This window comes from Sphingomonas sp. 66-10, assembly GCF_001897045.1.
GTDB lineage: Bacteria > Pseudomonadota > Alphaproteobacteria > Sphingomonadales > Sphingomonadaceae > Sphingomonas > Sphingomonas lycopersici.
Genome location: NZ_MKRR01000150.1, coordinates 29,187 through 42,342 on the forward strand (window position 1 = coordinate 29,187; position 13,156 = coordinate 42,342).

11 protein-coding genes (1 of these 11 running past the window's edge) are annotated in these 13,156 nt (G+C 67.8%); 5 read left to right on the plus strand and 6 right to left on the minus strand.

Going from position 1 to position 13,156, the window contains the following annotated elements; genetic code table 11:
* Positions 1–367 carry the 5' portion of an amino acid permease gene (locus BGN95_RS22930; protein WP_286774125.1) on the minus strand. The gene continues 71 nt to the left of window position 1, outside the view, so 367 of the gene's 438 nt are visible here — the first part of the coding sequence; it begins with the start codon at positions 365–367; the stop codon falls past the left edge of the window.
* A gap of 130 nt (positions 368–497) precedes the next feature.
* Between BGN95_RS22930 and BGN95_RS22935 the strand changes: the two genes are divergently transcribed.
* Positions 498–1,481: a cell wall hydrolase gene (locus tag BGN95_RS22935; protein WP_286774126.1), complete on the plus strand. Its 984-nt coding sequence runs from the start codon at positions 498–500 to the stop codon at positions 1,479–1,481.
* A 73-nt stretch (positions 1,482–1,554) separates the two neighbouring features.
* Here BGN95_RS22935 and fghA read toward each other — a convergent pair whose 3' ends face one another.
* From fghA to BGN95_RS22950, 3 genes are all read right to left on the minus strand, one after another.
* Positions 1,555–2,391, minus strand: coding sequence for an S-formylglutathione hydrolase (gene fghA / locus BGN95_RS22940; RefSeq protein ID WP_286774127.1), 837 nt, complete (start codon positions 2,389–2,391; stop codon positions 1,555–1,557).
* The gene (locus BGN95_RS22945) at positions 2,391–3,497 is read right to left on the minus strand and encodes an S-(hydroxymethyl)glutathione dehydrogenase/class III alcohol dehydrogenase (protein ID WP_286774128.1); all 1,107 of its coding nucleotides are present in this window, start codon (positions 3,495–3,497) and stop codon (positions 2,391–2,393) included. Before BGN95_RS22945 ends, fghA begins: the two co-directional genes overlap by 1 nt.
* Positions 3,498–3,605: 108 nt before the next feature.
* Positions 3,606–4,838, minus strand: a complete 1,233-nt coding sequence (locus BGN95_RS22950; RefSeq protein ID WP_286774129.1) for an NAD(P)/FAD-dependent oxidoreductase — start codon at positions 4,836–4,838, stop codon at positions 3,606–3,608.
* 128 nt (positions 4,839–4,966) lie between these two features.
* Here BGN95_RS22950 and BGN95_RS22955 point away from each other — a divergent pair, with 128 nt between their 5' ends.
* Entirely contained in the window at positions 4,967–5,650 is a 684-nt protein-coding gene (locus BGN95_RS22955; RefSeq protein ID WP_265270627.1) for a response regulator transcription factor, read from the plus strand.
* 68 nt (positions 5,651–5,718) lie between these two features.
* The gene (locus BGN95_RS22960; RefSeq protein ID WP_286774130.1) at positions 5,719–7,077 is read left to right on the plus strand and encodes a sensor histidine kinase; all 1,359 of its coding nucleotides are present in this window, start codon (positions 5,719–5,721) and stop codon (positions 7,075–7,077) included.
* A gap of 188 nt (positions 7,078–7,265) precedes the next feature.
* Here the strand turns inward: BGN95_RS22960 and BGN95_RS22965 are convergent, their stop codons facing one another.
* On the minus strand, positions 7,266–9,701 hold the full coding sequence (locus BGN95_RS22965; RefSeq protein ID WP_286774131.1) for a TonB-dependent receptor: 2,436 nt from the start codon (positions 9,699–9,701) through the stop codon (positions 7,266–7,268).
* Positions 9,702–10,174: 473 nt separating this feature from the next.
* Complete coding sequence (locus BGN95_RS22970) at positions 10,175–10,603, minus strand: MarR family winged helix-turn-helix transcriptional regulator (protein ID WP_286774132.1); 429 nt, start codon at positions 10,601–10,603, stop codon at positions 10,175–10,177.
* Between the two features lie 80 nt (positions 10,604–10,683).
* Between BGN95_RS22970 and BGN95_RS22975 the strand changes: the two genes are divergently transcribed.
* Together BGN95_RS22975 and BGN95_RS22980 are read left to right on the plus strand one after the other, a co-directional pair.
* On the plus strand, positions 10,684–11,841 hold the full coding sequence (locus BGN95_RS22975) for an HlyD family secretion protein (RefSeq protein WP_286774133.1): 1,158 nt from the start codon (positions 10,684–10,686) through the stop codon (positions 11,839–11,841).
* Positions 11,838–13,156, plus strand: a 1,319-nt coding sequence (locus tag BGN95_RS22980) for a DHA2 family efflux MFS transporter permease subunit (protein ID WP_502688340.1), incomplete at its 3' end; no start/stop codon positions are given. The genes BGN95_RS22975 and BGN95_RS22980, both read left to right, overlap by 4 nt.

Consider the following 13,156-nt stretch of genomic DNA (forward strand, 5'->3'; position numbering starts at 1 on the left):
CCGCGGGGAGGCCGCTGCCGAGCACCGGAAAGGGCAGGCTCAGCGCGCTGACGACGGCAACCGCGATCGCGCCATTGCCGGCCCACACCAGCACCCAATAGCTCCACGCCACCGCAAAGCCGGTCGCCGGGCCGAATGCGGCATTGGCAAAGGCATAAGGCCCGCCCGCCGCCGGGATCAGCGCCGCGAGCCGCGCGAAGACGAAGGCGAGACACATCGCCCCGGCGATCGTCACCACCCAGCCGATCATCGCATTGGTGCCCAGCGGGGCGAGCGTCGCGGGGAGCAGATAGATGCCCGATCCGATCATATTGCCGACGACCAGCGCCAGCGCCGCCCACACCCCCAGCGCGCGCTTTTCCTGCATCCCCACCTCTTCTTCCGCCTGGTTTCACGGTGTGCGGCAATAACGGTCGCGCGACAAGCGCCGCCGCCGTTAACCGCCTCTTAGCCGCTCTGATTTACCCCGTGATCGACCGCTGTTTCGGTCGGGGGCGATGCTGAAAGCGATTCTTCTTGCCGTGCCGGCCCTCGCGCTGGCAACCTCGTGCGTGCCGCAGCAGCGGGCGCCGAGCTATGCCGCATTGGCCGCGGCCAGCGCGCCGCAGCGCCCGGTGAAGGATCCGCGCGAATTGCTCGAGCGGCTCGAGCTCGACGTGCCGACCGACCTGATCGAGGAAACCGCGCTGGCGCGGATCGCGCGACCCGCGGTCTATAACGCCGCGCCCGCGTTCGACACCGGGATCCAGGCCCCCGACGATGCCGCGCGCGCGCTCGATTGCCTGACCCAGGCGGTCTATTACGAAGCGCGCTCCGAGCCGGTCGACGGCGAGCGCGCGGTGGCGCAGGTGGTGCTCAACCGCGTCCGCGACCGCGCCTTTCCCAAGAGCGTGTGCGGCGTGGTCTATCAGGGATCGGATCGCAGCACCGGCTGCCAGTTCACCTTCACCTGCGACGGATCTTTGATGCGCCCGCGCGAGCCGGTCGCCTGGGCGCGCGCCCGCGCGGTGGCGCTCGCGGCACTCGCCGGCGAGGTCTATGCCCCGGTCGGGTCGGCGACGCATTATCACGCCAATTACGTGTCGCCGTGGTGGGCGCCGAGCCTGACGCGGATCGGCATGGTCGGCTCGCATATCTTCTACCGCTGGCGCGACGCGATGGAAAATGCGCTCGCCTTCCGCCAGCGCTACGACGGGTTCGAGCCCGAAGTCGGCATGACGCTCGCAGGGGCTGGCAACGGCGTGACGGTGCACCGCAGCGGCGACGCCGGCGACAGCGCCAGCGAGACCGTCGGGTCGGTGACGATCCACCGCGACCAATCGGCGATCGCGGCGAAGCTCACCCCAGCGGCGGCGGTGACCACACCGGGCGCGGCGCATTCGTCGCTCGTCGCCGGGGTGCGGGTTCATCGCAATATTGCCCCGCCGGAGGGTGCCGCGCCCGAGGACGCAGGCACCGGCGGCGGTCAGACGACAAGCTGAGCGCCGCCCCAACTGTGTCCCCGCGAAGGCGGGGACCCAGACTGGGCTCCCGCCTTCGCGGGAGCACAAGGGCTTATTTCAGCCGTTCGGCATGCCAGGCGAGATGATCGGCCATGAAGGTGGAGATGAAATAATAGCTGTGATCATATCCCGATTGCATCCGCAGCGTCAGCGGAATCCCCGCCTTCTCGCACGCCGCCGCAAGCAGCTCGGGCCGGAGCTGTCCCGCAAGGAACTGATCCGCCTCGCCCTGATCGACCAGCAGCGCCGGCACCCGCGCGCCATCCTCGATCAGCGCCACCGCATCGTGCCTGCGCCACGCCGCACGGTCCGCGCCGAGATAGCCGCCGAGCGCCTTCTCGCCCCACGGCACCTGCGACGGCGCGACGATCGGCGCAAAGGCCGAAACCGCACGATAGCGATCGGGGAAGCTGAGCCCGATCGTCAGCGCGCCGTGGCCGCCCATCGAATGCCCGGTGATCGACTGGCGCGCGATATCGACCGGGAAATGCGCCGCGACCAGCGCGGGCAATTCGTCGGTGATATAGGACCACATGCGATAATGCGTCGCCCAGGGCGCCTCGGTCGCGTCGACATAGAAGCCCGCGCCGAGCCCGAAATCATAGGCACCGTCGGGATCATCAGGCACGCCTTCGCCCCGCGGGCTGGTATCGGGCGTCACGACGATCAGCCCCAGCTCCGCCGCCGCGCGGCGATATTCGCCCTTTTCGGTGGCATTGGCGTGGGTGCAGGTCAGCCCCGAGAGATACCATACCACCGGCAGCTTCGCCCCCGGCGCATGCGGCGGGACGTAGACCGCGAAGGTCATCTCGGTGCCGGTCGCGGCGGAGGCGTGGCGGTAGACGCCCTGCACCCCGCCGAACGCGTGATTGGTCGAGACCGTTTCCATCAATAGACCACGACCGAACGGATGCTCTCGCCCGCGTGCATCAGGTCGAAGCCCTTGTTGATCTCCTCCAGCGACAGCCGGTGGGTGATCATCGGATCGATCTGGATCAGCCCGTTCATATACCAGTCGACGATCTTGGGCACGTCGGTGCGGCCGCGCGCGCCGCCGAACGCGGTGCCCTTCCACACCCGCCCGGTGACGAGCTGGAACGGCCGCGTCGCGATTTCCTTGCCCGATTCGGCGACCCCGATGACGATCGATTCGCCCCAGCCGCGGTGCGCCGATTCGAGCGCCTGGCGCATCACCACGGTGTTGCCGGTGCAATCGAAGGTATAATCGCCGCCGCCGTCGGTCATCGCGATGAGATGCTGGACGATATCGCCGGCGTTCTTCGGGTTGACGAAATCGGTCATCCCGAACTTGCGGCCCCATGCCTCGCGATCGGGGTTGATATCGACGCCGATGATCCGCGCCGCGCCGGCGAACCTGGCGCCCTGGATCACGTTCAAGCCGATCCCGCCGAGCCCGAAGACGATGACGGTCGCGCCCGGCTCGACCTTGGCGGTGTTGACCACCGCGCCGACCCCGGTGGTGACCCCGCAACCGATATAGCAGCTGGTGTCGAACGGCGCGTCGGTGCGGATCTTCGCCACCGCGATCTCGGGCAGCACGGTGAAGTTCGAGAAGGTCGAGCAGCCCATGTAGTGATAGATGGTCTGGCCCTTGTAGCTGAACCGGCTCGTGCCGTCGGGCATCAGCCCCTTGCCCTGCGTCGCGCGGATCGCGGTGCACAAATTGGTCTTCTGGCTGAGGCACGATTTACACTGGCGGCATTCCGGCGTGTAGAGCGGAATGACGTGATCGTCGGGCGCGACGCTGGTCACCCCCGGCCCCACCTCGCGGACGATGCCGCAGCCTTCATGCCCGAGGATCGAGGGGAACAGCCCCTCCGAATCGAACCCGTCGAGCGTATAGGCGTCGGTGTGGCAGATGCCGGTCGCCATGATCTCGACCAGCACCTCGCCCGCCTTGGGGCCTTCGAGATCGAGTTCGACGATCTCCAGCGGCTTCTTCGCCTCGAACGCGACGGCGGCGCGGGTTTTCATGCTGGCAGGCTCCTGTTGGATTGTAGCATCGGGATGCCGGATCAAAGGCCGGCGTGACGGCAAAAGGCAAGACCGCGTGCGCGCTGTTAAGCCGAATATCGATCGGCTCTAAGCCGCGCTAATCTCCTTGAGCGGGACGCTCGCGTCGGCAAGTCGTTCCGGCGCGATCGCCGCGCCGCCCACCACCAATGCGCGCCCCTGGACATAATCCTTGGTCGCGTTGACGCAATCGAGCGCGATCACCCGCCCCGCCTTGAGATAGATCACGCTGAACGACCGCGCCGCGATATCGCCGCGCACCACCACCTCGTCATGCCCGGTCGACAGCCCGACCGTCTGGAGGCGGAGGTCATATTGGTTCGACCAGAACCACGGCACCGCGTCATAAGCCTGCGGCTCGCCGGTGATCGATTTGGCCACCGTCATCGCCTGATCATTGGCGTTCTGGACCGATTCGAGCCGGATCCGCGCGCCCCCCGCGAAGCCGCTCTCATGCGCGGCGCAATCGCCGATCGCATAGATGTCGGCGAGGCTGGTGCGGCAATGCGCGTCGACATCGACCCCGTTGCCCCCGGCCGCGCCCGCCGCGATCAGCGGCTCGACCGCGGGGACGATGCCGATCCCGACGATAACCATTTCGCACGGCAGGATTTCCCCGCCGGTGAGCCTGACCCCCGACACCGCGCCGTCGCGCTCCTCCAGCCCGGCGACCATCGCGCCGAGCCGCACCTCGACGCCATGCGCGCGATGCTCCGCCTCGTAGAAGCGCGACAAGGGCTCGCCCGCGACGCGCGCCAGCACGCGCGGCAGCGCCTCGAGCACCGTCACCTGCTTGCCGAGCTTGGCGAGCACCGCCGCCGCCTCAAGCCCGATATAGCCGCCGCCGATCACCACCACGCGGCGCGTCGCCTCGAGCTCGCCCATCAGCCGGTCGACATCGGCGCGGGTGCGCACCGCATGAACCCCGGTGAGGTCGTGGCCGTCGCAGGTCAGCCGCCGCGGGCTGCCGCCGGTCGCCCAGATCAGTTTGCCGTAATCGATCGTCGCGCCGTCGTCGGTGGTCACCCGATGCGCCGCCGCGTCAACCGAGACGACGCGCCGGCCGAGCAGCATCGCCACCTCCTTGTCCGCCCAGAAGGCCGCGGGGCGGATCAGGATGCGCTCGAACTCCTTCTCGCGCGACAGATAGTCCTTCGACAGCGGCGGGCGCTCATAGGGAAGCTCGGGCTCATCACCGACGATCGCGATCGTGCCGGCGAACTTGCGCTGCCGGAGCGCCACCGCCGCCTGCGCGCCGCCGTGGCCGCCCCCAACGATCAGCACGTCGTAATGCTCGCCCATCGCATCCTCGCTCTATCCTTCCCGCCCCACCACGCGAAAGCGGCGCGGCTGTCAATGACAGAACGTTCACTTGGTCCGCGGCCGCTACCGCCATATGTCGGTAAATGATTGTTGGATGAGGTGTGGCCATGAACCTGCTGCTGGTGGAAGACGACGATGGCTATGCCGCGACGCTGGCCGAGGAATTGCGCGCGCTGGATCATGCGGTGACGGTGGCACCCGACGGCATGACGGCATTGCAGGCGATCGATCGCGAACCGTTCGACGCCGCGATCCTCGATCGGATGCTCCCGCATATGGACGGCACCGCGATCCTGCGGCGGCTGCGCGAGAGCGGCAAGACGCTCCCCGTGGTGATGCTGAGCGCGCTCGGCCGCTCGGCCGAAAAGGTCGAGGGGCTGGAGGCCGGCGCCGACGATTATGTCGTCAAGCCGACCCCCGCGGCGGAGCTGGAAGCGCGGCTCAAGGCGCTGGTGCGCGGGCGGCAGTGGACCAGCACCGGCGGCGGCAGCGGCGACACGATCTGCGTCGGCGACATCACCGTCAGCCCGACGCGGTTCCGAGCATGGCGCGGCGAACGCCCGCTCGACCTGGTCAAGCTGGAGCTGCAATTGCTCGCCGAGCTGGCGCGCAACGCCGGCACGGTGCTGACCCGCGCGATGCTGATCGAGCGCGTCTGGGGCTATGATTTCGAACCGACCACCAACATCGTCGACGTCCAGATCCGCGCGCTGCGGCGCAAGCTGATGGCCGACGGCGAGGACGATCCGATCGTCACGGTGCGCGGCGTCGGTTACATGCTCCGAGATTGAGAGCTTTTTTGGAAATGCCCCGTCGGGTCATTTCGCGCGGCACCGGCCTGCAAAACGGACTTTAGAAAATGCCGGCACCGCGGTCGCTGCGATCGTTGACGCTCGCCTTCCTGCTGGTCTTCTTCCTCGCGGTCGCGCTGACCGGGTTCGCCACCTATCGCGCGACGCAGCGCGCGATCGTCGAACTGGTGGACGAGCGGATCGACGCGCTGAGCGACGCGGTGCTGTCGCAGACCCGCCCCGGCGACGTCGCAGCGATTATCGGGCGGATCAACGTGATCACCGACGAGCGCGACACCGGCAATGTCGGCTTCATGCTGACCGATGCGGGCGGGCATTGGCTGGGCGGCAACGTCCGCCTCGCCCGCCCGCTCGCGCTGGGTTATTCCACACTGGGGCGACGCGACCGCATCACCGGGCTTTCCGCGGGGCGCGCGCTGGTCCGCGACGCCGGCGGCGGGCTGACGCTGACGACGATCGCCGAGACCGAACCGATCGATCGCGAGAACAAGGCGCGCCGCCGGCTCTATATGCTGGGGTTCGGGTCGATCGTGCTGATCGTGCTGGCGGGGACCGCGCTGTTCGGCGCGCTGGTCAGCCGGCGGATCGGCGAGGTGCGCGAAACCGCGCGCGCGATCATCGACGGCGACATGCAGCGCCGCATCACGGTCGATCCCGCCGGCGGCGCCTTTGCCGAACAGGCCGCGACCTTCAACCATATGCTCGATCGCATCGCCGAGCTGATGCGACAGATCAGCAACGTCAGCAACGATATCGCGCACGACATGCGCACCCCGCTCGCGCGGCTGCGCGGCCGGCTCGCGCTGATCGCCGCGCGCCCCGATGCGGCGGGCCTCGCCGACGAGATCGGCGAGGCGATGGACCAATGCGACGCGCTGCTCGCGATGTTCGCCGCGACGCTGCGCATCGCCGAAGTGGAGGGCGGCGATCGCCGCGCCGGCTTCGCATCGCTCGATCTCGGCGCGCTGGTCGGCGAGATCGGCGAGATGATGACGGCGGTCGCCGCCGAATCGGGGCACGAGCTGGTGCTCGGTCGCTGCGCCCCGGTGCGGATCGAGGGCGACCGGCAATTGCTCAGCCAGGCGCTGATCAACCTGATCGAGAATGCGCTGCGCCACACCCCGCCCGGCGCGACGATCACGCTGGCGGTGACGCGCGCGGAGACCGGGGCGGGCGCGGCGGCGGAGATCATGGTGCGCGACAACGGCCCGGGCATCGCGCCGGGCGATCGCGCGCTCGCGCTGCGCCGCTTCGGCCGGCTCGAACCGAGCCGCCACAATGCCGGGCACGGCCTGGGGCTACCGCTGGTCGATGCGGTGGCGCGGCTGCATCGCGGCACCCTGTCGCTCGAAGATGCCGCCCCCGGGCTGCGGGTGACGATCCGGCTGCCGATCGCAGGCGGCTAGAAGTTCGAGGAAGATCCGTTCGCCCTGAGCTTGTCGAAGGGCTGCCCTTCTTTCTTGCGAAGAAAAGTGCAGGGCTTCGACAAGCTCAGCCCGAACGGAGGAGAGAGAGTTGGACCCACAACCGAGTCGAACAAAAAAAAGCGGGGAAGCATCGCCTCCCCGCCCGATCCCGCTTCTGACCGAAACGATCAGAAGTTGACGCTGCCCTCCACGCCGAAGGTCCGCGGCGGGTTGAAGTTGGCGTAATCGCCGAGCACCGCGGCATTGGCCGACGAGCGACGATAGATATGCGTCTCGTTGAACAGGTTGCGGCTCCACACGGCGAGCGTGAACTTCTGCCCGTGATCGTTGAGCTGGATATCGGTCAGCGCGATCCGGCCGTTGACGACGAAGCTCGGCTGGGTCTTGGTCGCCTCGTTCTGGAAGCTGTACATGCTGCTCGCATAATTGGCGTCGAGGTGCAGCCGGACCTTGGTGTCGCCGCCGCCGACCGGCATTTCGTAATCGACGAAGCCCGACGCCGCGTTGCGCGGGGTGAACACCACGAACACCGGGGCCAGCTTGCCCGCATCCTGCGGGTTCGGCGTCAGCGGGATGTGGGTGTAGGTATAGGCGTAGGACGCGCCCATCGTCAGCCCGTCGACCGGCTTGACCGTCAGCTCGGCCTCGACGCCACGAATCTTGGAATTGCCCGGTGCGTTCTTCGTATCCTCGGTGTGGAGGTTGAAGTTCGGGTTCGGGATGCTGGTGCCTGGCAGGAACGGGCTGGTATCGACATGGTCGAAGTCGATCTGGGTGCCCGAACGGTCCATGATATAGCCCGCGAGGTTGAGGCGGACGCGATGGTCGAGCAGGTCCATCTTGGCGCCGACTTCATAGGCCTTGACCGATTCCGGCCCGAACGCACCGAAGTCGCTCGACCGGTCGTTGGCGCCGCCGGCGCGATAGCCAGTCGAATATTTGGCGTAGAGATTCACCCCCTGCGCCGCATCCACCGCCAGCGTGACCATCGGATCGAACCGGCTCTTATCGAAGCGGAATTCGTACGGCGTCGCGACGTTCGAGATCAGATAGAGCCGGCCGTAGCGCTTGTCCTTGGTGTAGCGGCCGCCGACCGTCAGGTGGAACATGTCCAGCCCTTCGGGGGTGTAGGTGGCCTGCGCGAAGGCGGCGTAGCTGCGCGCGCGCGCCCAGCTGCCGCGCTGGCGGAACCAATTGTCGGGCGCCCAGCCCTGATTGCCCGAGGTGATCGGGCCGGTGACGACCGGGCTGAGCACGGTATAGCCGGTGCCGTCGGCGTTCCACTGGTTGGTCGAGGGGGTCGCCGCCTCTTCCTGCGCGCGCTCGGTGAAATAATAGAGCCCGGCCGCGTAATCGAGGTTGGGCAGGCTGCCGACCGCCTGGAGTTCCTGGCTGAACTGGCGCTGGTGGAGCCACGACAGGCTGTAGCGGCTGAACTTGGCATTGGGCAGGAACACGGTGCGGTGCGCGCCGCCCGAATTGTCCCACTGATCGGTCGTCACGCCGCGCCATGCGGTGATCGAGCGCAGCTCGATATCGGGCGAGGCCTTGTAGCGGATCGTCGCTGCGAAACCGTCGGTCTTGTCGACGCTGAGCTGCTGCGGCACGCCGATATCGGCGACGTCCATCCGCTTGTCGCCGCTCACCTTCACCAGCGGCGAGAGCGGCGCGATCATCCCGGCGGGCAGCTTGCCGCCATTGGCATTGATCTGCGCCAGCGTCGCGACCGGCAGGTTCTTCGGGTTGTAATTGACGAGCTGGCTGTAGAAGGGCGTGTTCTCGTCACGCGCGCGATCGTAGGACAGCTCGACCGACAGCCCGTCGACCGGCTTCCACAGAGCGGTGATGCGGCCGCCGTAGCGATTGTAATAGCCCCAGCCGTAATTGCCCGGCAGCGGGTTCTTCACCAGCGCGTCCTGATGCTGGACGAGCCCGTCGATCTTGAACGAGATATTGGCGATCGCTGGCAGGTTGAGGTGCAATTCGCCGTTATAGCCGCCGTAATTGCCGACCCCGGCCGAAACGCGGCCGCCGAATTCGCCGGTCGGCGCGCGGGTGACGATGCTCACCGCGCCGCCCTCGGTATTGCGGCCGAACAGCGTGCCCTGCGGCCCGCGCAGCACCTCGATCCGCTCGACGTCGAACAGCGCGGCGTTGAGGCCCTGCTGGCGGCCGAGATAGACGCCGTCGATATAGACGCCGACACCCTGGTCGCGCGCGGTCTGGTTGGCGTCGAACGGCACGATGCCGCGGATGCCGACGGTGAGCGCCGACTGGCGCGCCTCGAAGGTCGCGATGCGCAGCGACGGCACCCCGCCGTCGGCGAGATCGAGCAGGCTCTGGACGTGGCGGTCCTTCATCACCTGCGGATCGACCACCGAGATCGCGATCGGCGTCTTCTGCAAATTGGTCTCGCGCTTGGTCGCGGTGACGACGACATCCTGCAGCCCGCCGTTCGCATCGGCATCGGTATCGGCGGGCGCCTCGGCCGGCGCGGCGGCGGCATCGGCGGCGGGCCCCGGCGCGGCATGAGCGACGGCGGGCAGCGCGATCAGCGCAGCACCAGCGAGAAGACGCAGACGCGCCTGCGAAACAATCGACATTGTGACAAATCCCCTATCCGGGCTGCATCGGCCCGCGGGGAAGCCCTCTATGATCGGTTATGGGCAGTCCGGTGACACTTCGGTGACACGCAATGACGCATTGAGTTCATTTTGATTTCATCTTTCGCGTACGGATCGGGAACATCGCCGCGCGATTGGACCGATCCCTCGAAAAAGACACGATAAATGGCAGCGCGATGAAGACTGCAGGAGCGCTGGTCCGGGCGTTGGCCGCGGCAAATAGTGGCTGATGCGCCGGGGCGATCAGCCCAGCAGCGCGAAAGCGACGCCGAAAATCGCGAGAGCGAGGCCGCTCGCGCAGGCCAGCAGGCCCATATTGCAGGCACATACCTCGGGCTGGAGTCTTTCCATCATCCATCTCCTGCCGGCCGCGCATGCTCTGGGGCACGTTGCGACCGTTCAGGAGAATATCACAGGTACGCGAGGGTGCAAGCCCGCCTTGCGGCCGGCGTCTATCCCTCGCCGAGCGACGCGGCGAGCTTGCCGAGCAGCGCGCTGAGCTGGGCCCGCTCCTCCGCGGTGAGGACCGCGAAGGTCTCCGCGAGCAATTGCGCGCGCAGCGGCTGGCTGGCGGCGATCACCCCCTCCCCCGCCGGGGTCACCGCAATCCGCTTGACCCGGCGGTCGTCGGGATCGGCGGTACGCACGATCAGCCCGTCGCGTTCGAGCGCGTCGAGCCCCTCGGTCACGGTGCGCGGCGCGAGGTCGAACATATCGGCGATATCCGCCGCGCGCGCGGCGCCCTCGCGCTTCTGGACGAACAGCAGCAATTTGAGCCGCGCGAGCGACCCGCCCTCCTGCGCCAGCTCGCGATTCACCCGCCGCTGGAGGTGGAGATAGACGCGCGCAAGGCCCTGGATGAGTTGATCGTCGCAGTTCATGAGGAACCTCAATACATGGTCTTGCATTATGCTGCAACTGCGAGCATCTAGGCGCGCAATCTCCGTTTCGGGAATGACCTATGGCCGACCAGACGCCCCCTCCTGCCGCTAGCGAATCGCCCGAACCGCGCCCCTCGCCGCTGAAGAACCCGCGCGTCCGCCGCGTGCTGCTGATCGCCGCGGTGATCGCGGTGGTCGCCGGCATCGCGGGGTTCGTGCGTTACGAAAGCTACGGAAAATACCAGCAATCGACCAACGACGCTTATGTCCAGGCCGATGGCGTCACCGTCTCGCCCAAGGTCGCGGGCTATGTCGACAAGGTGTTCGTCGCGGAGAACCAGCCTGTGAAGGCGGGCGATCCGCTGGTCCAGATCGACGCGCGCGATTATCACGCGCAGGCGGCGCAGAGCCAGGCGCAGATCGACGTCGCCGAAGCCAACGCGACCGGGGTACAGGCGCAGATCGGCGAGCAGCAGGCCGCGATCACCCGCGCGCGCGCCGATCTCGCCGCCGCGCGCACCGACGCGGCTTATGCGCATAGCGAGGTGGCGCGCTATCAGCCGCTCGCTGCGAGCGGCGCGGAGACCCGCGAGCGGCTCTCGCAATTGCGCAACCAGGCGACCCAGGCCGATGCCAAGGTCGCCGCAGCGCAGGCCGCGCTGGTCAGCGCCGAACGCCGCATCGGCACGCTCAACGCACAGGTCAAGCAGGCGCGCGCGCAGGGTGAGGGGGCGCGGGCGCAACTGGCTGCGGCCGAGACCAATCTTGGCGCGACCTTGATCCGCGCGGCGATCGACGGGCGCGTCGGCAGCAAGACGGTGCGGCAAGGCCAATATGTCCAGGCGGCGACCCGGCTGATGACGCTGGTGCCGGTCAAGGACCTCTATATCACCGCCAATTTCAAGGAGACCCAGCTCGGGCTGATGCGCCCCGGCCAACCGGTGTCGGTATCGGTCGACGCGCTGCCCGGGGTCGAGATCCCCGGCCGCGTCGCCAGCGTCTCGCCGGGCACCGGCGCGCAATTCTCGGTGCTGCCGCCGCAGAACGCCACCGGCAATTTCACCAAGATCGTCCAGCGCGTGCCGGTGCGGATCGCGATCAGCCCCGGGCCGGAGACCCGCGCGTTGCTCGTCCCCGGCATGTCGGTCGAGGTCAGCGTCGATACGCGCGGCGCGAAGGGCGCGGCGGACCGCATCCGGCGCGAGCAGCAACAGCATAACGAGCGGATCGGCCAGTGAGCGCCGCCGCCGCCGCCGGGGCCGCGGCCCCCGCCGGCACCGTGCCGCGCGCCGACGCGTCGGCGTGGCTCGCGGTGATCGCCGGCAGCCTCGGCGCGATGATGGCGACGCTCGACGTATCGATCGTCAATTCGGCGCTGCCGACGATCCAGGGCGAGATCGGCGCGAGCGGGACCGAGGGGACGTGGATCGCCACCGCCTATCTCGTCGCCGAAATCGTCATCATCCCGCTGTCGGCGTGGCTCGAACGCTTGCTCGGGCTTCGTACATTCCTGCTCATCGCCGCGAGCCTGTTCACCGCTTTCTCGATGCTGTGCGGGGTTTCGACCAACCTGACGATGATGATCATCGGCCGCGTCGGGCAGGGCTTCACCGGCGGCGCGCTGATTCCCACCGCGATGACGATCATCGCCACCCGGCTGCCGCGCGCGCAGCAGCCGATCGGCAACGCCTTGTTCGGGGTCACCGCGATCCTCGGGCCGGTGCAGGGGCCGCTGATCGGCGGCTGGCTGACCGAGAATGTCAGCTGGCATTATGCCTTCTTCCTCAACCTGCCGGTCGGCATCCTGCTCGTCACGCTTCTGCTGCTGACGATGCCGCATCAGAAGCCGCAGTTCGCCGAGCTGCGCAACGCCGACTGGCTGGGGATCGCCGGGCTCGCGCTCGGGCTCGGCGGGATCACCGTCGTGCTCGAAGAGGGGCAGCGCGAACAATGGTTCCAGAGCAGCGAGATCGTGTGGCTGACGGTGCTGTCCGCCGTCGGTTTCCTGCTGCTGTTCGCCGGGCAGGTTTTCGCCAGACGGCCGGTGATCAAATTGAAATTGCTGCTCGATCGCCAGTTCGGCGCGGTCGCGCTGATGGGGTTCGTCGTCGGGATGGTGCTCTACGGCACCGCTTATGTGATCCCGCAATTCCTCGCTGCGATCGCCGATTATAATGCGCTGCAATCGGGCAAGGTGGTGCTGCTGTCGGGCATCCCCTCGCTGATCATGATGCCCTTCACCCCGCTGATGATCCGTTATTTCGACATTCGTTTCGCGGTCGCGGCGGGGCTGGCGATCATGGCGGGGAGCTGCCTGCTCGATACGACGCTGACCGCGCAGGCGACCGGCGCGCAATTCGTCGATTCGCAATTGCTGCGCGGGATCGGCTCGATCCTCGGCTTCCTGTTTCTCAACCAGGCGGCGATCACCTCGGTCCCGCCGCGCGAGGCGGGTGATGCCGCCGGGCTGTTCAGCGCGACGCGCAACCTCGGCGGGTCGTTCGCGCTCGCCGCGATCGCGACGATCCAGGATCAGCGTCTTTGGCTGCACAG